The 23,324-nt window shown below is 62.1% G+C and carries 19 protein-coding genes; 17 read left to right on the top strand and 2 right to left on the bottom strand.

The window, feature by feature from the left end; genetic code table 11:
• Positions 1-20: 20 nt before the first annotated feature.
• The 17 genes from H7E91_RS01445 to H7E91_RS01525 all read left to right on the top strand — a co-directional run bounded on the left by H7E91_RS01445 (position 21) and on the right by H7E91_RS01525 (position 20,712).
• Positions 21-869, top strand: a complete 849-nt coding sequence (locus H7E91_RS01445) for an HAD-IIA family hydrolase (protein WP_182353272.1) — start codon at positions 21-23, stop codon at positions 867-869.
• Positions 870-935: 66 nt separating this feature from the next.
• A complete protein-coding gene (locus H7E91_RS01450) occupies positions 936-2,480 on the top strand; it encodes an FGGY-family carbohydrate kinase (RefSeq protein WP_182353345.1) in 1,545 nt (514 codons plus the stop codon).
• Positions 2,481-2,518: 38 nt separating this feature from the next.
• Complete coding sequence (locus H7E91_RS01455) at positions 2,519-3,280, top strand: DeoR family transcriptional regulator (RefSeq protein WP_182353273.1); 762 nt, start codon at positions 2,519-2,521, stop codon at positions 3,278-3,280.
• Positions 3,281-3,354: 74 nt separating this feature from the next.
• The gene (locus tag H7E91_RS01460) at positions 3,355-4,716 is read left to right on the top strand and encodes a sn-glycerol-1-phosphate dehydrogenase (RefSeq protein ID WP_182353274.1); all 1,362 of its coding nucleotides are present in this window, start codon (positions 3,355-3,357) and stop codon (positions 4,714-4,716) included.
• Positions 4,717-4,740: 24 nt separating this feature from the next.
• Entirely contained in the window at positions 4,741-6,411 is a 1,671-nt protein-coding gene (locus H7E91_RS01465) for a ribulokinase (protein WP_182353275.1), read from the top strand.
• Positions 6,408-7,112 carry an L-ribulose-5-phosphate 4-epimerase gene (locus tag H7E91_RS01470; RefSeq protein ID WP_182353276.1) on the top strand — a complete coding sequence of 235 codons (705 nt, stop codon included), beginning with the start codon at positions 6,408-6,410 and terminating at the stop codon, positions 7,110-7,112. The genes H7E91_RS01465 and H7E91_RS01470 overlap by 4 nt, the downstream gene beginning before the upstream one ends.
• 11 nt (positions 7,113-7,123) lie before the next feature.
• A complete protein-coding gene (locus H7E91_RS01475) occupies positions 7,124-8,626 on the top strand; it encodes a xylulokinase (RefSeq protein WP_182353277.1) in 1,503 nt (500 codons plus the stop codon).
• A gap of 4 nt (positions 8,627-8,630) precedes the next feature.
• A complete protein-coding gene (locus tag H7E91_RS01480) occupies positions 8,631-9,692 on the top strand; it encodes an NAD(P)H-dependent glycerol-3-phosphate dehydrogenase (protein WP_182353278.1) in 1,062 nt (353 codons plus the stop codon).
• Positions 9,693-10,011: 319 nt separating this feature from the next.
• The gene (locus H7E91_RS01485; RefSeq protein WP_182353279.1) at positions 10,012-11,490 is read left to right on the top strand and encodes an FGGY-family carbohydrate kinase; all 1,479 of its coding nucleotides are present in this window, start codon (positions 10,012-10,014) and stop codon (positions 11,488-11,490) included.
• 116 nt (positions 11,491-11,606) lie between these two features.
• Complete coding sequence (locus H7E91_RS01490) at positions 11,607-12,647, top strand: zinc-binding dehydrogenase (RefSeq protein ID WP_182353280.1); 1,041 nt, start codon at positions 11,607-11,609, stop codon at positions 12,645-12,647.
• Between the two features lie 88 nt (positions 12,648-12,735).
• Positions 12,736-14,244 carry an FGGY-family carbohydrate kinase gene (locus H7E91_RS01495; protein WP_182353281.1) on the top strand — a complete coding sequence of 503 codons (1,509 nt, stop codon included), beginning with the start codon at positions 12,736-12,738 and terminating at the stop codon, positions 14,242-14,244.
• A 9-nt stretch (positions 14,245-14,253) separates the two neighbouring features.
• A complete protein-coding gene (locus tag H7E91_RS01500) occupies positions 14,254-15,282 on the top strand; it encodes a 2-hydroxyacid dehydrogenase (RefSeq protein ID WP_182353282.1) in 1,029 nt (342 codons plus the stop codon).
• Positions 15,283-15,291: 9 nt separating this feature from the next.
• Entirely contained in the window at positions 15,292-15,936 is a 645-nt protein-coding gene (locus tag H7E91_RS01505; RefSeq protein ID WP_182353283.1) for a class II aldolase/adducin family protein, read from the top strand.
• Positions 15,937-16,149: 213 nt separating this feature from the next.
• Positions 16,150-17,715, top strand: a complete 1,566-nt coding sequence (locus H7E91_RS01510) for a xylulokinase (protein WP_182353284.1) — start codon at positions 16,150-16,152, stop codon at positions 17,713-17,715.
• Positions 17,716-17,730: 15 nt separating this feature from the next.
• Complete coding sequence (locus H7E91_RS01515) at positions 17,731-18,777, top strand: NAD(P)H-dependent glycerol-3-phosphate dehydrogenase (RefSeq protein ID WP_182353285.1); 1,047 nt, start codon at positions 17,731-17,733, stop codon at positions 18,775-18,777.
• A gap of 8 nt (positions 18,778-18,785) precedes the next feature.
• Positions 18,786-19,820, top strand: a complete 1,035-nt coding sequence (locus H7E91_RS01520) for a zinc-dependent alcohol dehydrogenase (RefSeq protein WP_241698276.1) — start codon at positions 18,786-18,788, stop codon at positions 19,818-19,820.
• Between the two features lie 103 nt (positions 19,821-19,923).
• Positions 19,924-20,712 (top strand): DeoR family transcriptional regulator, encoded by a 789-nt coding sequence (locus tag H7E91_RS01525; protein ID WP_182353286.1) that lies wholly within the window; start codon positions 19,924-19,926, stop codon positions 20,710-20,712.
• A gap of 99 nt (positions 20,713-20,811) precedes the next feature.
• Here the strand turns inward: H7E91_RS01525 and H7E91_RS01530 are convergent, their stop codons facing one another.
• Both H7E91_RS01530 and dhaK read right to left on the bottom strand, forming a co-directional pair.
• Positions 20,812-22,125, bottom strand: a complete 1,314-nt coding sequence (locus H7E91_RS01530; protein ID WP_182353287.1) for a transaldolase family protein — start codon at positions 22,123-22,125, stop codon at positions 20,812-20,814.
• A 180-nt stretch (positions 22,126-22,305) separates the two neighbouring features.
• Positions 22,306-23,301: a dihydroxyacetone kinase subunit DhaK gene (gene dhaK, locus H7E91_RS01535; RefSeq protein ID WP_182353288.1), complete on the bottom strand. Its 996-nt coding sequence runs from the start codon at positions 23,299-23,301 to the stop codon at positions 22,306-22,308.
• Positions 23,302-23,324 lie beyond the last annotated feature (23 nt).

Here is a 23,324-nt window from a genome sequence, read left to right on the forward strand (position 1 = left end):
ACCCAAGGAATGCACTCCCCATGATCTTCAATTCGCCCGAGAGGCTGTATGACGCATACGTCTTCGACATGGACGGAACGATCTATCTCGGTGACCATTTGCTCCCCGGAGCAAAGAGGCTTATCGAGGGATTGCATTCCTTGGGTAAACCAGTTCGATACTTGTCGAACAACCCGACGAAGGATCCTGAGCAGTACGCTGAGAAGCTTGATCGGCTCGGGCTCCCGACTCCCATCGAAGAGATCGCGAACACCGTCGTCACGACGACACGGTGGCTGAAGAAGCACCATCCGGATGCGACGGTGTTCCCGATCTCCGAAGAGCCACTTAAGAGAGCACTCGCCAAAGCCGGAATCCGGATGAGCGAGAACCCGGAGGAAATTGACATCGTCATCGCCTCCTATGACCGCACCTTCGAATACCGCAAACTGCAGATCGCATTCGATGCCATCTGGTTCCATGAGCGAGCATTCCTCATCACAACAAACCCCGATAAGTTTTGCCCCTTCCCGGGCGGCCGTGGTGAGCCCGATGCCGCTGGCATCATCGCAGCGATTGAGGCGACGACCGGCACGAAGCTCCAGGCCAACATGGGCAAGCCCGAAGCCGCCATGCTTGAAGCCGCGCTCGGCGATCTCGATGTCGATCCGGCAAACTGCATGATGGTCGGCGACAGGCTCGGCACTGATATCGGCATGGCCATTAACACTGGAATGGCCTCCACTCTCGTCCTTACCGGCGACTCCACTCTTGAAGAAGCGCAGGCGCTTCCCGAAAACCAGCAGCCGACCTATGTTCTCGATCGCGTTGACCACCTCATCCCAGAGAGCATTCGCTCAGACTGGGACTGGTCGGATTCCGATTCCTGAATCCGCGCGGAGAGTAACTTGTCAACCTTCGATAATAGGAACGCTCTTACCGGTGGTCCCTATGTCATGGGCATCGACTTCGGCACAGAATCCTGCCGCGTCGGCATCTTCGATCTACGCGGTGCGCCCGTCGCCTTTGCGGCCACCGCATACAAGACATCCCATCCCGCCCCGGGCTGGGCTGAGCAGTCGCCCATAGACTGGTGGGGAGCGCTCGTCGCATCCGCCCATCGAGTCATGGAGCGCGCCGGACTCCAGCCACACCAGATCGCGGGAATCTCATACGACGCGACGACGATGACCGTCCTCGCGCTGGATGCGAATGGCGAGTCGCTTCGGCCCGCCATTATGTGGATGGACGTACGAGCGACCGAGCAGGCAGCTCGGGTTGCGGACACGACATCACCCGCCCGCAGGTATACGGGGGGCGGCACTCTCCCTCCGACGGCAGAATGGTTCCCCTTCAAAGCGGCGTGGCTGCGCGAGAATGAACCGGATATTTACAGCCGCGCCCATCGCATCGTCGATGCGCCCGATTGGCTTACTTACCAATTGACAGGTGAGTGGACCCTCAACATCAACACGGCAGCCCACCGTGCCTACTATGACCGCGACGATGGCGGGTGGCCGGTTGATCTCTATGAGGAGGCTGGTGCGGGCGATGTCTTCGACAAGCTCCCCAGCGTCGTCAACGATCTTGGCACACCTGTCGGTGGGCTGACACGGAGGGCAGCGGAGCAGCTCGATCTCATTCCCGGCACCCCGGTGGCTCAGGGCGGTGGGGACGCGTGGCACGGTCAGATCGGCCTGGGTGTTTTACGGCCCGGCAAGATGTCGCTCGTAACCGGGTCCTCCCACGTCATGTCGGGTCAGTCCTCCGAGCCTGTCTCCGGCCCCGGCTTCTTCGGCGCGTATACAGACGGCGTCGTCCCGGGGCAGTACACGGTGGAGACCTCGCTTGTCTCGTCCGGTTCGGTGCTGAAGTGGTTCAAGGACAGCTTCTGTCCCGACATCGAATCAGCCGCGCTGTCAACGGGACTCAATGTTTACGACATCATGAACCAACGGTCGGCCCACATCCCGATCGGCTGCGACGGTCTCATTGTCAACGAGTATTTTCAAGGCAACCGCACCCCGTACTCGGACTCAAAAGCCAGGGGTGTCATCACCGGCTTGTCACTGTCGCATACGCGTGAACACATGTATAAGGCGATTCAGGAAGCTGTCTGCTATGGCGTTGAGGCGAACATGCGCAAGCTGTCAGAAGCCGGCTTTGAGGTCACGCAGTTTGTCGCCTGCGGCGGTGCGACAAAGTCGAGAAGCTGGACGCAGATGCACGCAGACGTCACCGGCATTCCTATCACGCTCACCGAGGTGGGCGACGCCGTGACGCTCGGGTCCTGCATTCTCGCCGCGGCTGGCGCCGGCCTCTATGGCTCGGTCCAGGAGGCTGCCGACAACATGGTTCACGAGCGTGAACACATTGAGCCGGATCTCGCCAAGCACGAGGAGTACCGGTTCTTCGCAGACCAGTACATCGCCCAGTACCCGCTCGTCCAAGAGCATGTACACGCGACTGTCGTTTACGTCGACAGCATGCGGAACAAGTAGCCGGGGCTGTCATGGCAGTCGCGGGATGGAGGGCGTCAGTGGGTTTATCCAAACAGCAACGCCAGGACGATCTGGCTCAGCTCATCTATTCTCGCGGAGCGATCCGCACAGATGAGCTCATCGAGCTCTTCGACGTTTCACCGATGACCCTGTACCGGGATCTTGCCACTCTGGAATCGAAGAGACTCGTTCGTCGCTCGCGGGGCGAAGTTTCGGCTCTCGCATCATCGTTGTCCGAGACCCCGGTGTCGTTCCGTCTCCTTCAAGAGGCCGATGCGAAGGACGCCGTGGCGAGAGTGGCCGCTCGCGAGCTATCAGACTACTCGTCCATTTTCTTCGACGATTCGACAACGGCGCTCGCCATTGTCGAATATCTGGATGATGCAACCCAGCGGTCGTATATCACGAACTCGCTCGCGGTCGCTCGTGCGCTGTCCAAGCGCTCGCTCGGCAAGCTCATCTTCCTCGGGGGGATCTACAATCCGCCGCTCGATGCTTTCTTCGGTCCGACGACGACTGCCGAGCTGGAGAATCTCCGCCCGGCGGCTGTCGTTCTCGGGGCTGCGTCAGTTCAAAACCTGGCCATCTACCACCCGTATGCAGAGGTTGCTTCTTTTAAGGCTCTAGCGCTGTCGCAGGCGGAGTATTCCCTGCTCGTGACCACAGCTTCCAAATTCACCCGGACGTCGCTTCACAAAATGGTCGATATCAGGGAGTTCAATTGCGTCATCATCGATGACGCAGTTCCCGCACACACTGTCGAAGACCTCAAGCAAGAAACCCGGGTTCTCGTAGCTTAAGCACGAGAAATGCAGAAACACCGACGCTCACAGGCGCTGTTGGCTACCGTGGGTAGCAAGGAGAGGATAATCACATGTCAGAATCACTTATTGATAAGGCACTGAAAACTGCCGACGAGACGAAGGCTATCGCGTTCGGGAAGGACGTGAACAAGGAGACCGGTCCGATGTTCGCTGAACTCTTCCCGGGCCAGAGGGTCCTGGTTGTCGCGGACGAGAATACGTATGGCGCCGTCGGAGAAGAAGTCGTCGCATCACTCAAGGAAGCGGGCATCGAGTTCGCTGACGAACCCTACATCTTCCCGGGTAAGCCGACCCTGTATGGCGGCTACGAGAATGTTGAGCTCCTCCGCGAGGTGCTCCGGCCTTACGAGAACACGGTGTGTGTCTCGCTCGGCGCGGGAACGCTCAACGACATCGCAAAGCTCGCTTCCGGTGAGCTGGGCCGGCACTACATCAACGTGTGCACGGCAGCATCCGTCGACGGCTTTGCGGCCTTCGGTGCGTCGATCGCAAAGGACGGGTTCAAGATCACCAGGTCCTGTCCCGCGCCGCTCGGCCTCGTTGCTGATGTCGACACCATGGTCGAAGCTCCTGCCCGTCTCACCGCGACCGGCTACGGCGACCTCATTGAGAAGATCCCGGCTGGCGCTGACTGGATCCTCGCTGATGAGCTTGGCATTGAGCCGATCGACGAGGAGGTGTGGAGCCTCGTCCAGGGACCGCTGCGTGATTCGCTCTCTGACCCCGTCGCTGTGGCAAACGCAGAGGAGGACGCCATCGCGAAGCTCGGCGAGGGGCAGATCATGTCCGGCCTTGCAATGCAGGCACACAAGTCGTCGCGCCCTGCTTCGGGTGCCGGGCACCAGTTCTCGCACACATGGGAGATGGAGGGGCACGGCCTCGACTGGGAGCCGCCGCTCAGCCACGGTTTCAAGGTCGGCGTCGGCACCGTCGCCTCATGCGCGATCTGGGAGGTCTTCCTCAGCATGGACGTTGAGGACTTCGACGTTCAGAAGGCTCTTGACCGTGCCAAGACCCCTGAAGAGGTTGAAGCCAACGTCCGTGCGACCCTCAGCGATCACATTCAAGATGAGTCCGTCAAGCATTCGGTTGGCAAGCTCACGACGGGCGACGCTCTTGCCGAGCGGATCGAGCTACTCAAGGAAAAGTGGCCGTCGATTAAGCAGCGCTGCACAGAGCAGCTCGTGACGGCTCAGGAAGCGATGGACATGCTCGAGGCTGCGGGCGCCCCGCACCACCCCGAGCTTCTTGAGGTCGACATGGAGCGATTCCGTGAGACCCACTTCAAGGCGCAAATGATCAGGCCGCGCTACACGGTTCTCGACATTCTCACTGACCTCGGCGTCCTCGATGAGGTTGTCGACAAGCTCTTCGCTCCGGACGGGTTCTGGGGCCAGCACCCCCACCCGTAACACACCACCCATTTAGGAGAAAACATGTCTGAAGAGAAATACATCGTCGGCATCGACTTCGGCACGCTGTCAGGCCGCGCGGTTGTCGTACGCGCGTCCGACGGCGAGCAGCTCGGCACCGCCGTCACGGAATACAGCCATGCCGTCATGGACCGCACGTTGGACGCTGGCGACGGCCAGAAGCTCCCGCCGGAATTCGCGCTCCAGGTTCCAGGCGATTACATCGAGGTTCTCGGCACCGCCGTGCCGAACGCCGTCAAGGACGCGGGAGTCGATCCCGCCGACATCGTTGGCATAGGCATCGATGCGACGTCCGCGACCGTCTTCTTCACCGATGAGGACGGTAACGCGCTGTGCGAGCGCGACGAGTTCAAGAACAACCCCCACGCCTACATCAAGCTGTGGAAGCACCACGGTGCCCAGGACCAGGCTGACCGCCTCGTCAAGGCTGCCCAGGACCGCGGCGAGGATTGGTTGCCTCGCTACGGTGGCGTCCTATCGTCTGAGCTTCTTCTGCCGAAGGCGCTCGAGGTTTTCGAGAAGGCCCCGGAGGTCTACAAGGAGACGTCCTATATCGTCAACTTGCTTGACTGGGTCACGTGGAAGCTGACGGGAGTCCGCGCCTACTCGGCCGGCGACTCGGGTTACAAGCGCATGTACCAGGACGGCGACTACCCGTCGAAGGAGTACCTGGAGTCGGTCGCACCCGGATTCGGGGATGTCTTTGAAGAGAAGATGGCTGGCCCGATTCTCGCGCTTGGCGCCAAGGTTGGCGGGCTGACCGAGGAGATGGCGGAGCTGACCGGTCTCAAGGCAGGCACCGCTGTCGCTGCTGGCAATATCGATGCCCACGTTGTTGTCGCAGGCGCGAACGCTGTCCGTCCGGGTCAGCTCACCGCGATTCTCGGCACCTCCTCCTGCTACGTCATCAACGGCGAAGAGTTCAAGGAGGTCCCCGGCACGTTTGGCATCGTCGACGGCGGTGCGGTTGACGGCTACTGGGGTTTCGAGGGTGGCCAGACGGCTGTCGGCGACATCTTCGGATGGTTCACCGACAACTGTGTCCCGGCTGAGTATGCGCAGAAGGCTGCTCGCAAGGGCATCTCGCTGCACGATTTCCTCGTGGCGAAGACAGCCGACCAGGAGGTGGGCGAGCATGGCCTCGTTGCACTCGACTGGCACAACGGCAACCGCTCGATCCTCGCCGACGCGCGCCTATCCGGGCTCATGATCGGCCAGACGCTAACGACGACTCCGGAAGACCAGTACCGCGCACTACTCGAGGCGACCGCGTTCGGGGCCCGTGTCATTATCGAGAACTTCGAGAAGCACGGTGTTGAGGTCGAAGAGATCGTCGCCGCTGGCGGCCTGCTGAAGAACGCGTTCTACATGCAGCTCATGTCTGACATCACCCGCCGTCCGATCTCGGTTTCCGAGGCGGAGCAGACGGGCGCGCTTGGCTCGGCAGTCTTCGCTGCTGTTGCCGCGGGCGTCTACGAGGATGTCTTCAAGGCCGCGGACGCGATGTCCAACGTTCGCAAGCAGGCCTACCTGCCCGATGAGGAGCGCGCCGGCAAGTACGACGAGCTGTACGAGATCTACCTCGAGTTGCATGACCAGTTCGGCCGCAACGAGAACTCACCGATGTACAGGCTGAAGGACATCAAGGCGAAGGCGTTTGAGAGCGCAAAATGATGAAGCTGTCTGAACTGCCACAGGATATCCAGGAGGCGGTTGCGGCAACACGGCAGAAGGTGGCGGAGCTCCATGCGGAGCTCCCCGCCAACGGCCTCGTGGTGTGGACGGCCGGGAACGTGTCTGAGCGCGTTCCCGGCGCAGACCTCTTCGTCATCAAGCCCTCCGGGGTGCGGTACGACGAGCTGAATGCCGACGTCATGGTTGTGTGCACGCTAGACGGGGAGAAGATCGAGGATGGAACTCCCGATTATCTCTCTCCGTCGTCGGACACCGCAGCCCACGCCTACGTTTACCGCCACATGCCGAAGGTTGGGGGAGTGGTCCACACTCACTCGACCTATGCGACCGCGTTCGCGGCTGTCCACAAGCCGATCCCATGTGTGCTCACGATGATGGGCGATGAGTTCGGCGGGGAGATCCCCGTCGGGCCTTTCGCAATCATCGGTGATGACTCCATTGGCCGCGGCATCGTCGAGACGCTCAAGGACTCCCGCTCACCCGCGGTCCTCATGGCGAACCACGGTCCCTTCACGATCGGCCGTGACGCCGTCGCGGCGGTCAAGGCCGCCGTCATGGTCGAAGAGGTCGCTCGCACGGTCGCCGCCGCGCAGTCCCTTGGGGATCCCATCCCGATCGAGCAGAGGCACATCGACTCTCTCTACGATCGCTACCAGAACGTGTACGGACAGAAGAGCTGAAGGAGCAGAGAATGTCCGACCCGCTTGTCATCGCAATAGATTCCTCCACATCCGCCTCCAAGGCAGTCGTCGTCGACACGCGGGGCAGAGTCCTGTCCAGCGGCAAGGCCGACATCGATATGCTCACGCCAGCCATGGACATGTACGAGCATGATCCTGTCCAATGGTGGTCCTCGACCGAGTCCGCCATCAGCCAGGCCTGCGCGGCGCTGGACGAGAGCGATCGGAAGCGGATCCGGGCTCTCTGCATCACCCATCAGCGCGAATCCTTCGCACTCGTCGATGAGGATGGCGAGGCGCTCCGCCCCGCCATCCTCTGGCTGGACGCTCGCGCCGGCGAGCAGATCCGCGAATACGGATCCGACCACATCCACGAGCTGTCCGGCAAGCCGGCCGATACGACACCGGCGCTCTACAAGATCGCGTGGCTGAAGAAGCACGAGCCGGAGGTCCTCGCGAAGGCCCATCGCCTCGTCGACGTCCACGCGTACCTCGCCCACCGCCTCGTGGGCCGGTGGGTCTCGGCGGTCGGCTCCGCCGACACGCTCAACCTCCTCGACATCGCGAACGTCGACTACAGCGATGAGCTGCTCGACATCGCCGGCGTCACCCGGGAGCAGATGGCGGTGCTGGCGCCGCCTGCCTCGATCATCGACACCATCAAGCCGGAGCTCCTCGAGAAGTGGGGCCTGACGGAGGATGTCGTCCTCGTCGCCGGCGTCGGCGATGGTCAGGCGGCAGGGCTCGGCACCTCCGCGATCGACGAGGATGTCGCCTACGTCAACATCGGCACGTCGATCGTCGCGGGCGTCCACGCCTTCGAGTTCGCCTACTCGCCCGCCTACCGGACGCTGCTCGGCGGCATTCCCGGCTCCTTCGTGCTCGAGATCGTTCAGAACTCCGGCTCGGTGCTGGCCAACTGGTTCCGATCGGAGCTGGGTGACCCGTCGAAGGGCGGCGGCCTCGACGAGGAGCTCGACAGGGCCGCGGCGGAGCTCCAGCTGGGCACCGAGGGGCTGCTGACTGTGCCGTACTGGAACGCGGTCCAGTCCCCGCACTGGGACCCGTTCGCGAAGGGCATCATGGTCGGCTTCGGCACGGCCCACACACGCGCCCACATGTACCGCTCGATCATCGAGGGCATGGCGATGGAGCTGCGGGGCAATCTCGAGCGCGTCCAGAAATCGACCGGACGGAAGCTGACGGAGCTTCGCGCCACTGGCGGCGGCTCGCGCAACCCCCTCTACCGCCAGATCTTCGCCGATGCGACGGGCCTGCCGCTCGTCGTCTCCGGAGTGGAGGAGGTCAGCGCCCAGGGCGCTGCCATGATGGCGATGGCGGCGATTGGGGCATACCCCGACGTGCAGTCCGCCTCGGAGGGCATGTCGAGCTTCGTCGACAGGACGGAGCCGGACATGGACGCCTACGACGTCTATGGCGAATGGGCGGAGATCCAGCAGGAGATCTACCCGAAGCTCGCGGACATATTCACTCGAATCAACGCAAGGAAGTAGAAACATGGCAACAATTGTGATGCTCGGCGCCGGGATCATGGCGACCGCGCTATCGTTCCCTGCATCTGAAAACGGGCACAGCGTGCGTCTGGTCGGTACGTTCCTCGACAGAGAGATCGTCGACTCGATCCAGACCACCGGCGTCCACCCCGATCTGGGGCTCAAGGTCAATGAGGGCGTCACGGCCTACCAGCTCGAGGACGCAGAAGAGGCGTTCGAGGGGGTTGACCTCGTGATGTCGGGCGTCAATTCGTTCGGGGTCGAATGGATCGGTGAGCAACTGGCGCGGCTCATGAAGCCGAACCAGAAGTTCCTCTGCATCACCAAGGGCATGAGGGCCGCCGAGGACGGGACGATGCAGGTCTTGCCCGACACGATCAAGTCCTACATGGATCCCGAGCTTGCCGAGTCAATCTCGTGGAACGCAATTACCGGTCCGTCGATTGCAGGCGAGCTCGCTGTTCACCACGACACGGCTGTCGTTTTCTGCGGGCATGACAAGAACGATCTCGAGTGGATCGCTGACCTGTTCCGCACCGACTACTACCATGTGTGGACATCGACAGACTTCGTCGGCCACGAAACTGGCGCAGCGACGAAGAACATCTATGCCTTCGCGGCTGGCTTCGCTGAAGGGCTCCTCAAGAGCCAGGGCAAAGCCGACAACAGGTACGTCATGTACAACTATGGCGCCGCCCTGTTCGCACAGGGACAGAAGGAACTGCGCTCATTCGTCACGCTCATGGGCGGCAACCCCGCTTCGGCGGACGGCCTTGGCGGCGTCGGCGACATGTTCGTCACGTCCATGGGTGGCCGTAACGTCAAAGCTGGCACTCTTGTCGGCCAGGGGGTTCCGTTTTCCGAGGTCCGTGACCAGCACATGAAGGGCGTGACGCTCGAGGGCGTCGCTGCCATCAAGGTCATCGGCAAGGCTCTCGGTCCGCTCACCGAGAGGGGTGTCGTCAAGCCAGAGGAATACCCGCTCTGTCGGTTCCTTTACTCTGTCGTCGTCGAAGACGCCCCGCTCGAGATCCCGTGGGACACGTTCTTCCACGACCTCACCTGAACACACACGAGGCGGCTCCCTGGATTGGCAGGGGGCCGCCGCTGTTTGCCCGGAAGCGTCAGTGCGCCGCACAACCGGACTTTTTCGACCACCTGGGCCACTACGCGAAAATGGACGATTTTCGTCTTTTCCACGTGATTAGTAAGAAGATCGCGCGCTTTTAACATGCACAATTAATAAAAGCGATAGTCCGGCACGTGAAATTGCATTGACATCACGCTCGCAGTTTGGGGAAGATGAGATGACCCGGCGGTGAAAATCATCACGGGCGCCATGGCGAGCAAAGTCGCTCGCCGTGCTCATCAAAGGAGATTGAGACATGGCAGATCTTGTAATCGGCATCGACATCGGTACAGGTTCGACAAAGGGCGTTCTTGCGGATTCGCAGGGCAATGTTATTCACAGCGAAGTCGTGCGCCACGAAACATCTTTCCCACGGCCGGGTTGGGCCGAGCACGACGCCGACGACACATGGTGGGCTGACGTTGTCGCCATCTGCCGTCGTCTCACCACGCTTGCGAAGGGCGACGTAGCGGGCCTCTGTATCTCCGGCATCGACCCCGTCTTCCAGGCGGCGGATGAGCGCGGCCAGGCGCTCCGTCCTGCGATCCTTTACGGTGTTGACACTCGCTCCGCCGCTGAGATCGATGAGCTGACTGAACGTTACGGCTCCGACAAGGTCCTCGAGGTCTGCGGTAACCATATGACGTCGCAGTCGGTGGGCCCGAAGATCGAATGGGTCAAGCGGAACGAGCCCGAGGTGTGGGAGCGCACGCAGCGCTTCCTCATGGCGCACACATATTGCGTCTTCCACCTCACCGGTGAGTACGTTCTCGACCACCTGTCTGCGTCCATGTGCGAGCCGCTCTACTCGCCGTTCACGAACGACTGGGTCGAGGAATGGGTCGACGACATTTGCGGCGACCTGCCCATGCCGAAGCTCATGTGGTCGAACGAGGTTGCGGGCCACATCACCGATAGCGCCGCTCGAATCACCGGACTTCGTCCCGGCACCCCGGTGTCGGTGGGCTCCATTGATGCGTTCGTTGAGGCACTTTCAGTCGGTGTTTCTCAGCCCGGCCAGGTCATGCTCATGTACGGCTCGACGATGGTGGCCGTCCAGATCTCCGACAAGGCCCTCGTCGCGCCTTCCCTGTGGTCGAACGCCGGCCTGCTGGCGGGCACCTCGAACGTTTCCGGCGGCATGTCGACAACCGGCTCGCTCACGACGTGGGTTGCTGACCTCACCGGCAAGGGCTACGACGAGCTTTCACAGCTCGCTGCCGAGTCCGCACCCGGCTGTAACGGTCTGCTCATGCTTCCCTACTTCTCGGGTGAGCGCTCGCCGATCGCGGATCCGAATGCTCGTGGCGTCCTGGCAGGCCTCAACCTCACGCACTCCCATGGAGACATCTACCGCTCCACGCTCGAGGCGACCGGATACGGCTCTCGCCACCTGCTCGATTCGATCAAGGAGTCGGGCGGCGAGGCATCGGAGTACTGGGCCGTCGGCGGCGGCACGACGGGTGGCCTCTGGCCTCAGATCATGTCCGACATCATCGGCATCAAGCAGTACATCCCGAAGGTGACGATCGGCGCCTCGTACGGCGACGCGCTCATGGCGGCGATGACCGCCGGACTCGTCGACGTCGGCACGACGTGGAACTCGGCCGAGCGCGAGGTGGAACCGAACCTCGACAACCACGAGATCTACTCGGAGATGTACAAGCTGTACCTCGACCTGTACCCGGCGACAGCTGACATCAGCCATAGGCTCGCCGACATTCAGGCGCGCTGATACATGTGGGTGCGGAAGAGCGGCGGCCGTTCTTCCGCACCCGTTTCGCGCACCGGCACGGCAGACCATTCCGTCGCGCTGATTCGGCCGCCGCTCGCCACATCGAAGGAGATCTCATGAAAGCAGCAGTATTCGCAGGACCTGGAAAGCTCGAGCTGAGGGACATCGACAAGCCCGTCGCCGGCGAGGGCGAGATCGTCCTCAAGGTCGGCGCCAACACCGTCTGCGGCACGGATGGCCGCATCCTCCGCGGCGAGAAGTCGAAGGGCATCGACGTCGGGGTCGTTCTCGGTCATGAAATCGCCGGCTACGTCTCCGAGGTCGGCGCCGGAGTCGAGGGCTTCGAGGTCGGCGACCTGGTCGGCGTCCTGCCGACCGTGCCGTGCCTCGCCTGCTTCTACTGCGTGCGCGGTTCGGAGCACCTGTGCACCGATTCGAAGATCTTCGGCTACCGCATCAACGGCGGGCTCGCCGAGTACGTCCTCATCCCGCGTGAGGCGATGGAGCGCGGCGGCGTCTACCGCGCGGCACCCCACTTGACGCCTGCCGAGGTTGCGTTGGCCGAGCCGCTCGGCTGTGTGCTCAACGGCGCCGACAACTACCGGACCGAGGTGGGCGACACCGTCCTCATCCAGGGAGCCGGCCCGATCGGGCTCCTCCACGCCCAGGTCAACAGGCTGCTCGGTGCCGAGAAGGTCATCGTCTCCGACCCGTCCGAAAGCCGCAGGGCCGTCGCGGAGTCCATGGGGGCGACCCACACGATCAACCCGCTCGAGCAGGATCTCACCGAGTTCGTCCAGGGCCTGACCGATGGCCGGGGCGCCGACGTTGTCATCATCTGCATCGGCCGCGGCGAACTCGTCAACCAGGCGTTCCAGGCTGCCCGCAAGGGAGGCCGCGTCAACGCGTTCGCCGGGTTCTCGAAGGACGCGCTGGCCGAGATCGACCCGAACCTCGTCCACTACGGGGAGCTCGTCGTGACGGGTGCGTCGAACGCCGGTCGCGCGAGCCACGAGAAGGCTCTCCAGCTCATCGGTGCGGGCCTCATCGACGTCAAGTCGCTCCACACCCACACCTACAGCCTTGACGATGTCGTCGCAGGCATCGAATTCGCACAGTCGGGCGAAGGCATCAAGGTCGCCGTTATTCCCGACTGACTCACACGCGCCCGGGGACACGGCTTGGACCTCGGGTACCGGCCCTAGGCCATAACCCCAAGCCACCTCATTCAACGAGGAGTCATCAATGAAGGAAGTCATCATCGGAGTTGACGGCGGTACGACTGCCGTCAAGGCGGTTGCGTTCACGCTCGACGGCGAGATCTACGCAACCCACCACGAGTCGGTGCCCGTCGATTACGGTAGCAACGGCGAAGCTGAGCAGGATATGAACCTCATCTGGGAGGCTGTTGCGTCCTGCCTGAAGTCGGTCGCAGGGCAGCTCGACGGGCACGAGATCGTCGGCATCGGTCTCACCGGCCAGGGCGATGGCGTGTGGCTCGTTGATGAGAACGGCGACCCGATCCGCCCCGCCGCTAACTGGATGGACGGCCGTGCGGGCGACCGCGTTGCCGAATGGAACAAGGCCGGTAAGGGCGCGAAGGTCCTCGAAGTGACCGGCACGTCGCTCTTCTCAGGCCTGTTCCCCGTGCTCCTTGAGGAGCTACAGGCGAACGAGCCGGAAACGATGGCGAAGGCCGCAACCCAGCTGTACTGCAAGGACTGGCTGCGGTTCAAACTGACCGGGGTCAAGGCGACCGACTACACCGAGGCTTCCCGAACCTTCCTCGACGTTAACGACGTGACAGGTTACTCGGAGGAGCTCGCCGAGGCTCTCGGCCAGACCGATGCACTCCAGCTCCTTCCCGAGATTCGCCGTCCCGGCGGTGAGGCGAGCCCGCTCTCCGCGGAAGTAGCCGCCCTCACCGGTATCCCCGAGGGCACTCCGGTCGGCGTCGGCATGATCGATGTTGCCGTCACAGGCGCTGGTCTCGGCGCTGTCGACGATGGCGCGACCTGGCTCATCCTCGGCACCACCGGCTTCGTCGGATCGCTTATGCCATCCGTTAAGGATCGTAAGTCGGAGCTGTCGATGGTGCTTGCGACCGGTAACGGCACCCAGGTGCTCGAGTTCATGGCGCCGATGACGGGTACGCCGAATCTCGACTGGATCAAGAGGATGCTGGCACTCGACTCGGCCGATTGGGCCGAGATCGAGAAGGTCGCCCGCGGTGCGGGACCCGGCTCCCACGGTGTTGTCTACCTGCCGTACGCCTCACCGGGCGGCGAGCGCGCGCCCTTCCTCGATCCGAATGCTTCCGCCTCCTGGCAGGGCATGTCCCTGACGACCGAGCGCGAGGACATCCTCCGGTCCGTTTACGAGGGCGTCGCCTTCTCCCTCGTCGAGTGCATTCGCACACTCGAGGTGACCGACGATCTGCTCGTGTCCGGTGGCGGTTTCCGCTCCGACCTGCTGTGCGAGATCCTCGCCGATGCGACGGGTCTGACGGTCGTCCGCCAGGACGCACCGGAGGCGGGAGCCCGTGGCGCCGCTGTGCTCGCCCTCGTCTCTGCAGGCCGCTTCGACACGGTCCACGACGCGGCCGATGCGCTTGGTGCGACGACCGAGACGTTCGAGCCGAACGCCGACAACAAGGAAATCTACGAGGCCGCGTACGAGCTGTTCCTCGAGACCCGTGCCGCGCTTCGTCCCGTGTGGCCCTCAATGCGGGCTGTCCGCAAGCTCACGAACTGAGGAGATACCGTGAAGGTTCTTATCGCTTCTGACGGCTTCTTGACGGATGAGGTGCTGACCGAGGCTCTCGTGAACGAGCTTCCCGACGCCGAGATCGCCCGCATATCGTCAACGTGGCCCAATCCGCCCTTCGGGGACGTTGGAGACGTCATTGAGGCTCTCGGTGATGAGGATGAGCTGATCGAGGCTCTCAAGGGTTGCGATGCCGTCATCTCACACACGTTCCCGTTTACGGAGAAGGTCATCGCCGCGAGCCCCGATCTCAAGCTCATCTCGATCTGCCGCGGCGGTCCCGTCAACGTCAACATCGATGCGGCAACTAGGCATGGCGTCATGGTCTCGTACGCACCGGGCCGAAACGCCCGAGCAACGGCCGAGCACTCGGTCGCAATGCTCCTTGCAGCCGCACGTCAGATCGCCCAGCGTCACCAGGAAGTTGTCAACGGCGAGTGGGCAACTGACTATTACCTGTTTGAAAAGGCGGGTCAGGAGATCGGCTCGTCCACGGTGGGCGTCATTGGATACGGAGCGATCGGTTCACGTGTCGCGACGATCATGGCGGCGTTCGGTGCGCGGGTCCTCGTTTTTGACCCGTTCAAGGAGATTGGGGTTGATGGCGACGTCGAGTTCGTTGACTTCGACACCCTGCTTGCCGAATCGGACTTCGTGACGATCCACGCGCGGGTGACCGATGAGAACAAGCACATGATCAACGCCGATACGTTGAGCAAGATGAAGAAGGGCGCGATCTTCGTCAACTGTGCTCGCGGTTCTCTTGTCGACTATGACGCCGTGTGCGACTCGATCGACGCCGGACATCTCCGTGCTGCTGCGTTCGACTGTCTGCCGGAAGAGCCGCTACCAGCAGACCATCGACTGCTACGCACACCCCGCATCACGTTCACCCCACATTTGGCAGGAGCCTCGCAGGAGGCGTCTCGCGTCGCGGCCCGTATTGGCACCGCCGACATCGCGGCGTTCAGCCGGGGCGAACTGCCGAAGTATCTGGCTAATCCAGAAGTCACGAAGAAGAAGTAAAGGAAGATCATGCTGTACGAGAAGGAACGCCAGGACGTTGTCGACACATGCCTGTTCATGATGAGGGAAAACCTTGTCGTGGGCACGGCTGGAAACGTGTCGATCCGGGTGGGCGACCACGTCATCATCTCGCCGTCGGGTGTCGACTACGAGACGATGACAGCCGAAGATGTTGTCGTGCACGATATGGCGGGGAACCACGTCGAGGGGCGCCTTAAGCCCTCTTCGGAGCTCCCGCTCCACATCGCCGTGTACGAAAGCACGGATGCGGTTGCGGTGACCCACAACCATGCGGTGGCCTCGACGGCCCTCGGACTCGTCGTCGACGAGATCCCGACGTCGCACTACTACTCGGCCATGTTCGGTGGGGTCATCCGCGTCGCGCCGTACGCCGAGTTTGGGACGGACGACTTGGCCGTGAACGTGTCGAAGGCTCTTGAAGGGCGCACGGGTGCGCTCATGAAGAACCATGGCGCGATCACGATCGGTCCGACTCTCAAGAAGGCTGTCGACCTTCTGCCGATTCTCGAATACGTCTGCGATATCCAGCTGAAGGCGATGGCGACAGGCGCGCCAATTGCTCTTCTCGGCGAGGAGCAGATCGAGAGCGCCGTGACCGGAATGAAGGACTACGGCAAGCAGCCAGCTAAGTAGGGCGAAGTGTCAAGGGGAGGCGGGCCGAGCCCGCCTCCCCTTCTCTCCACTATTCCGCGAGATCGTGCGGAACTAAGCTTGCACGTTTGATTTATCATGATCGAACGTTTTTCCATCACGTCGAAATGGTAGATTTATCAGTACGGGTTGTTAATACTAAGTCGTAAGGTTGGTTCCCCAGCCGAATTCAACGTCGAATTCAGGAGATTCCAGATGAATATCCCCGCCGCCAACGAAGGCCCACTCGTTATCGCAGTCGACTCGTCGACGACGTCATCGAAGGCAATCATCGTCGACGTCGAAGGCAATGTCATTGCACTCGGCAAGCGCGAGATTCCGCTCCGCACCCCTCAGCAGGGCTTCGGAGAGCACAACCCCGCCCACTGGTGGGAGACCACCAACGCCGCAATCGCGGAAGCGATCAACAAGTTGCCGATGGCTGACCGTGGCCGCATTGCCGCCGTCGGGCTGACCCACCAGCGCGAGACCTTCGCGCCCTTTACCGAGGATGGTACCCCGCTCCGCAACGGCATCCTCTGGCTCGACATCCGCGCAGCGGACCAGATCAAGCGCTACGGTACGCCCGAGATTCACCAGCTGTCCGGCAAGCCCGCCGATGTCACGCCGGCGATTTACAAGATGGCGTGGGTCAAGGAGCACGAAGGCGACCTGTGGGCGAAGGCCGACAGGGTTGTCAACGTCCACGCCTACCTCGCATTCTGCCTGACTGGTCAGTGGGTTGACTCCGTCGCTGCCGCCGACTCACTCGGCCTGTTCGACATTGAAAAGCTCGACTACGACGAGTCCCTCATGGAGATTGCAGGCGTCAACCGCAGCCAGATGGCCGAGCTCTACCAGCCGGGCGACATCCTTGGCTACGTCAAGAAGGAAGTCCGCGAGGGTTGGAACATTTCCCGCGAGATCCCCGTCATTGCCGGTCTCGGCGACGGCCAGGCTGCCGGTGTTGGTGCGGCCGCCGTGACAGAGGACGTCGCGTACCTCAACATGGGAACCGCCGTGAACGCAGGCGTCACGTCGACGACGTACCAGTTCGACCAGGTCTACCGCACCCTCGCGGGCGGCATCCCCAATACCTACGTCCTCGAAGTCCTTCAGTCTTCAGGCGCGTTCCTCACGACATGGTTCCGCCGCGTCTTCGGCAACCCGGAACTCAGGGGTGGCCCTGACCCGGAGCTCGAGGCGCTCGCGGCAGCCCGCACCCCCGGATCCGGTGGTCTTGTCACCCTGCCGTACTGGAACGCTGTTCAGTCCCCGTATTGGGAGCCGATCGCCCGTGGCGCTGTCGTCGGATGGCGTGGCACCCACGGCCCCGGTTCGATGTACCGTTCGCTTCTCGAGGCGATCTCGATGGAGATGGCACGCTCGCTGACCGCCATGGAAGAGTCGACGGGAACGAAGCTCACGACGGTTCGCGCGATGGGTGGCGGCGTCCGCTCGAAGCTCTGGCGCCAGATCATGACGGACGCGATTGGCCTGCCGATCACAGCCTGCAAGGAGGACGAGATCTCCGCGCTGGGTGCGGGTGTCGTAGCGATGGCTTCGACCGGTGTCTTTGGAGACAAGGAGATCGCGACCGCAGCTCAGCACATGGCGCAGTTCACGGACGAGACCGAGCCGAACCAGGAGAATCACGAAATCTACCAGGAGCTCGGCGAAATCCAGGGGCGTCTCTACGCAGACCTCAAGGAGACGAACGACATGCTTCACGAGTTCGCCCGCAAGCACCCCGACGCCGAAGTGTCGAACGAAGAAGAATAAGGGAGAGATACGGTTATGCCATCAATTGCAATCCTCGGCGCCGGTGCCATGGGTTCGGGCCTTGCCAACGCGCTCGTTCGCGCGAACTGGGACGTGAACCTGTGGGGAACCTGGCTCGATGATCACCTGATTGACGCGATCGAAGCGGGAACACCCCATCCCCGCATCGACACGGTCATCTCTGACAAGGTCAACACATTCCGTTCAGCCGAACTCGCTGAGGCGATGAAAGGGGTCGACGTCGTCGCCCTCTCGGTCGCATCGGTCGGCGTGCCGAAGGTTGTGGAGATGGCACTCGACGGAATCTCGAAGGCCGACGCGCTGTGGCTGACAACGAAGGGCTTCCTGCCCACCGATGACGGCAGGATCCAGCTCCTGCCCGACGGCATCCGCCGCATTGCAGACGAGGCCGGCGTGGCGATCCCGCCGATCGTGGCCGTCGCCGGCCCCGTCAAAGCCAACGAGTGTGCAGCCGACGAGCCGACGGCGACAATCTTCGGTTGCCGAGATTACGACGTCGCACTGAAGTACGCCCGGGAGGCCCGGTCGAATCACTACTGTATCGAGCCTTCGAACGACGAGGTCGGTGTCGAAGTCTGCGCCCCGATGAAGAACGTCTATGCCATCATGCTCGGCATCGCCGACGGCCTCGAAGAGATGACGGGACATCCCCACCACAACCTCAAGGCGGCGACCTTCGCTCAGGCTGTCCGCGAGATGTCCATCCTCTCCCAGAAGCTCGGCGCCGATGCGGCGACAGCCTATGGCCTGCCGGGTGTCGGCGACCTTGAGGTGACCGGACTATCCGGTCGCAACAAGGTTTACGGCGTCCGCCTGGGCCGTGGTGAGGGCGCGAAGGCTGCCATGAAGACGATGGAGGAGCTCGAGCAGACCGTCGAGGGAATCAACGCGATTCCGCTGGCAATCGATCTCGTCGAGCAGCGCGCTGCTGACGTCAAGGACCAGATGCCGCTCCTGTATGCGGCACGGACTATCGTCTACGACGATGATCCGGACTACGCCAATATCGTGGCCAGGGCGGTTTTGCCGCCCATGCCGTAAGGAGAAACATGCGCGCATACATGTTCTATGGTCCAGGCGACCTTCGCCTGGAAGAGATTGAACCCGGTATACCGGGTCCTGGGGAGATCGCAGTCGAGGTGAAGGCCGCAGCCACCTGCGGCACCGACCTCAAGTCGTATCGACGCGGCCACCCAACCCTGTTCCCGACGCTCCCGGCACGGTTTGGGCACGAGTTCGCCGGTGTCGTGACCGAGGTGGGGGAGGGCGTGACGCGCTTCGCTGTCGGCGACCGCGTCGTCGCGGCCAACACCGCGCCGTGTGGATCCTGCTGGGCGTGCCAAATCGGGCGGGAGTCGCTGTGCGAGAACCTCGAATACCTCAACGGTGCTTTCGCGGAGCAGATTATCGTTCCGAAGGCGATCGTCGAGCGGAACACCTACACGATCCCCGACACACTCTCCTTCGAGGCCGCGGCACCGCTCGAGCCCCTGTCAACCGTTGTGCATGGCATGGCGGAATCCGGAATCGCGCTCGGTGACACGGTTATCGTCAACGGCGCCGGCCCGATCGGACAGATGTTCATCAAGCTCGCGCAGCTACGCGGAGCAAGCGTCATTGCTGCCGATCGTTCGCCCGGACGCCTCGCACAGGCGGAAGAGGCGGGTGCTCGGACCGTCGATCTCACCGGACTCGAGACGCCGCAGGATTGCGCGGACAAGATTATCGCGCTCACCCCCGGTGGCCGCGGCGCCGATGTCGCCATCGAGGCTGTCGGACTGCCGCAGGTGTGGGAGCAGACCGTTCTCTGCCTGCGCCCGGGGGGAACTGCCGTCCTATTCGGAGGGACACCGAAGAATGCGCCGTTCTCCGTCAACTCGTCCGACATGCACTACAAGGAGTACACGCTCAAGGGCGTGTACCATCACCAGCCCCGGTACGTGAAGATCGCCGTCGAGTTGCTCTCCACCGGCAAGTTCGATGGAATGTCGCTCTGTACTGAGGTTCGGCCGCTCGAAGCCCTCGTCGAGTCCCTCGAGGACATGGCAGCGGGCCGCGGGTCGAAATACATCCTTCGGCCGTGACCACGTGCAGTGCCGGGAGCTGAGGCTCCCGGCACTGCACGTTTCGCCATCTTAGGAAAACAGCAGTTACTGTCGTAGAAGAGACAAACGAGGGAGGTTCAACGTGGCGCAGCTCAGCAAGAACGAGCGGCAGCAGCTACTTGCCGAATATGTGCTAAACGCCGGAACGGCGCGAGTGGAGGACATCCTCAAGCTCGTCGACGCATCGCCGATGACGATCTATCGGGACCTGTCCGAGCTTGAAGAAGACCGCGTCATCGTCCGCTCGCGTGGTGAGGTCAGCGCCGTTGCAACCTCTCTGTCCGAAACGTCGATGAAGTATCGGCTCACCCAGGAGGAGGATGAGAAGGCCTCTCTCGCTGCTCAGTTCGCCAACCTCATCACGCGGGGCACGTCCCTTCTCTTCGATGACTCGTCCACGGTGTACTCGATCCTCAAGGCCTACACCCACATCGGCGGCCTCACGATCATTACGAACAACTGGTCGATTATTTCGCTCGCGGGTTCGGTTCCCGACTGGGAGCTCATTACTCTCGGCGGCCGCTACGATCGTCACCTCGACGCTAACTACGGTCCTGCCGGAATCGACATGCTCAAGAGGGTGAGAGCCGATCACGCGATTATCTCCGCCGCCGCAGTCAACGATGGCGTGGTCTACCATCCGTACGACGCAGTTGCGGAATACAAGTCGCTGATGATCGCGGCAGCGAGCCAGTCACACCTCGCCGTCACACACTCGAAGTTCGAGCGCACCGCGCTCCATCGAGTCGCTGACACGGCCGACTTCGACGCTGTTGTCGTCGACTCGGGAACGAGTGAGGAGATCATCGCGTCACTTCGTGAGCGCGGTGCGACCGTCAAGGTTGGACCGCCGGTCTCGGCCGCCGGCTGACACCGAGACGTGAGCTCTCGTGCGACGCGAGCTCACGTCACGCATGAAGGGTGGTGCCCCGCGGGGCACCACCCTTCACTGCTCTGAGGGGTTCGACGGTCAGGATGCGCCGTCAGCCGCCTTCATGAAGCGGCGCTGGTATGACACGACCTGGTTCGTTGAGGTGAAGCGTGCCAGGTACTGCGGTTCAGTCGTGATGACGATCCGGCCTGCCATGTCTTCGAACTCAGGTTCTGTGAGGAGCCGGTCGATCTCGGGGTACATATCCGGGCCCTCCATCGAACAGATGATGAGTCGGGTGTCCGGCAGGTTCGCCTGGCGTAGAGCTCGCAGGTTGTGACGCACGTTATCCAGCCCGTCGGCGGGCTCGCCGTCCCTGCCGCCGCGGTGACGCTGAACGTCATTCGCCTTCGCAAGGACATCCTTCTCGCTCACGTTCTCGGAGCCAGCGGGCAGGTAGTCGTTTGCGATGAGGTAGCTACGTAGCTCATCGACCACGTGTGCCTCACCGGAGCTCTCATAGGCTGCGAGCAGGTTCGTGATCCGTTCGCTCTGCAACTTCCTGTGACGGATGAAAGAGTTGATGAAGGCAGGCCGCGCCTGTAGCGCCAACTGCGCCTGGTACGGCTCAAACATGAGCGTAAAGTTCACGCGGAACCCGTGCTCATGCAGTTTGAGAGCGAGACGGTGGCCTCGCAGCATGTCGGCGGTTGAACCCTTATCGTAGGCGACATCGAGCTGTCCATTGCCTGTCAGTAGCTGCCTGTAGTTGTCGGCGGTGACCGGACCGGTGTGAGGCACCTTAATGACGACGCGCCACGGAGAGAGGATCTCGCGGAACCGCTCGGCCTCCTCGAGAATCTCATCGAAATTCGGGTTAAATGGGTTGTTGAGCTCAACGGAAATGTCACATCCGGGGCCAAGGACATCGCCAAGCGCGGTCATGACCTCATCGCGATCCTTGTACTTGTTGCCAACATTTGCCTCGGGATTGTTGAGGAAAAGGTCGTAGATGATGCCCGGGTTGCAGGTGAGGTTAGCGATAAATGGGGCGATCGGTTCCACCTCGTACGGGTTCGCAGAGTCCGCCGAGTACAGCGTCTTCGTCGGCCGCTTCGCGCCGTTCGTATCGCGGGAAATGTCGCGCTCGAGGTCGACAATGAGAGTGTCACCGGCCAGGCGCATCACCCTGCGGAACCCCGCGGGCGTCTCACCCGACGGTGTCTTGAAATACGCAACGACCTTCTGCAACTCATCACCGACGCCGAGGTTCTTCACCCGGCGGGACAGCAGGTCGAACGTCCCATAATCAATAGAGGTGTTGAGAACCCTCTGGACATCGTCAACCTGGTCGGTCTGGGCAGCCAAACCAAGATCCTTGACTGCGAGGCTGACAGCGGAATATGTGCTCATAGCAGCTCCTTTACTACTCGACACCAGTCTACCAGGCGCAGATAGACATGTATATACATCTTGAGTTTTGTGTGACGGTCGAGCCCTTTCACGCGGGGGAGAGAAGCATGCGACAAGGCCCCGGCCAACACAAAAGGGACGTGCCCGGCGGGAGCCGGGCACGTCCATCAGAGCACTGGATCAGAAGGTGCGGATTGCGATCTCGGCCGGTTCGAGGAGGAGCTCCTTCAGCTCGTCGTCAACTCGGCAGAGGGTAAGCGAGACGCCTGCCATTTCCAGCGATGTGCAGTACTCACCGACGTAGGAACGCCAGACCTTGATGCCCTTCTCCTCGAGCTTGCGATGTGCGATGCCGTACATGAGGTACTGCTCGGAGATCGGGGTGCCGCCCAGGCCGTTGATCATGAGCGCAACCTCGTCGCCGGACTCGTACGGAAGGTCGGTCACGACTGCGCCGAGAAGCTCGTCAACGATCTCGTCGGCTGACTGCATCTTGTCGCGGCGGCGGCCGGGCTCACCGTGGATACCGACACCGACCTCCATCTCGTCGTCGGCGAGGGTGAAGATCGGCTCGCCCTTCGCGGGCGGCGTCGTGCCGGATAGGGCGATGCCCATCGTGCGGATAACGCCGTTGACCTTCTCGGCCATGGCCTTGACTTCCTCGAGCGAGGCGCCCTTCTCGGCGAGTGCGCCAGCTGCCTTCATGACAAAGAAGTTGCCTGCGACGCCGCGGCGGCCCACGGTGTACGTAGAGTCCTGGACAGCTACGTCATCGTTGACGTAGGCGATCTCGATCTTCATGTCCTCGGCCTCGAGGGCTTCCTTCGCCATCTCCCACGCCATCCGGTCACCCGTGTAGTTGTTGACGAGGAAGAGAATGCCCTTATCACTGTTGAGCAGCTTGGCGGACTCGTAAACATAGTCCATTGGCGGGGCCGCGAAAACGTCGCCCGGGCACGCACCGGTCAGCATGCCGGGGCCCACCGTCATGACGTGTGCGGGCTCGTGACCAGAACCAGAGCCCTGGATAATCGTCACTCGGTCGTTGTTCGGGGCATCCGCCCGCATGATGAGGTTGTACTCGGGGACGTACTTGAGGGAGTCAGGATTCGCACGGGCAACTCCATCGAGCATTTCCGGCACGAAGTTCTTCGGGTTGTTCATAAATTTCTTCATTGGTTCTCCTCTGAGCACTATCG

Source organism: Flaviflexus huanghaiensis (assembly GCF_014118685.1).
In the GTDB taxonomy this organism is placed as follows: domain Bacteria; phylum Actinomycetota; class Actinomycetes; order Actinomycetales; family Actinomycetaceae; genus Flaviflexus; species Flaviflexus huanghaiensis.

What these genes read in the sequence shown, in the direction of transcription:
- H7E91_RS01445 (WP_182353272.1), top strand. Translation starts at nt 21, where the DNA reads ATGATCTTCAATTCGCCCGAGAGGCTGTATGACGCATACGTCTTCGAC.
- H7E91_RS01450 (WP_182353345.1), top strand. Translation starts at nt 936, where the DNA reads ATGGGCATCGACTTCGGCACAGAATCCTGCCGCGTCGGCATCTTCGAT.
- H7E91_RS01460 (WP_182353274.1), top strand. Translation starts at nt 3,355, where the DNA reads ATGTCAGAATCACTTATTGATAAGGCACTGAAAACTGCCGACGAGACG.
- H7E91_RS01465 (WP_182353275.1), top strand. Translation starts at nt 4,741, where the DNA reads ATGTCTGAAGAGAAATACATCGTCGGCATCGACTTCGGCACGCTGTCA.
- H7E91_RS01470 (WP_182353276.1), top strand. Translation starts at nt 6,408, where the DNA reads ATGATGAAGCTGTCTGAACTGCCACAGGATATCCAGGAGGCGGTTGCG.
- H7E91_RS01475 (WP_182353277.1), top strand. Translation starts at nt 7,124, where the DNA reads ATGTCCGACCCGCTTGTCATCGCAATAGATTCCTCCACATCCGCCTCC.
- H7E91_RS01480 (WP_182353278.1), top strand. Translation starts at nt 8,631, where the DNA reads ATGGCAACAATTGTGATGCTCGGCGCCGGGATCATGGCGACCGCGCTA.
- H7E91_RS01485 (WP_182353279.1), top strand. Translation starts at nt 10,012, where the DNA reads ATGGCAGATCTTGTAATCGGCATCGACATCGGTACAGGTTCGACAAAG.
- H7E91_RS01490 (WP_182353280.1), top strand. Translation starts at nt 11,607, where the DNA reads ATGAAAGCAGCAGTATTCGCAGGACCTGGAAAGCTCGAGCTGAGGGAC.
- H7E91_RS01495 (WP_182353281.1), top strand. Translation starts at nt 12,736, where the DNA reads ATGAAGGAAGTCATCATCGGAGTTGACGGCGGTACGACTGCCGTCAAG.
- H7E91_RS01505 (WP_182353283.1), top strand. Translation starts at nt 15,292, where the DNA reads ATGCTGTACGAGAAGGAACGCCAGGACGTTGTCGACACATGCCTGTTC.
- H7E91_RS01510 (WP_182353284.1), top strand. Translation starts at nt 16,150, where the DNA reads ATGAATATCCCCGCCGCCAACGAAGGCCCACTCGTTATCGCAGTCGAC.
- H7E91_RS01515 (WP_182353285.1), top strand. Translation starts at nt 17,731, where the DNA reads ATGCCATCAATTGCAATCCTCGGCGCCGGTGCCATGGGTTCGGGCCTT.
- H7E91_RS01520 (WP_241698276.1), top strand. Translation starts at nt 18,786, where the DNA reads ATGCGCGCATACATGTTCTATGGTCCAGGCGACCTTCGCCTGGAAGAG.
- H7E91_RS01530 (WP_182353287.1), bottom strand. Translation starts at nt 22,125, where the DNA reads ATGAGCACATATTCCGCTGTCAGCCTCGCAGTCAAGGATCTTGGTTTG.
- dhaK (WP_182353288.1), bottom strand. Translation starts at nt 23,301, where the DNA reads ATGAAGAAATTTATGAACAACCCGAAGAACTTCGTGCCGGAAATGCTC.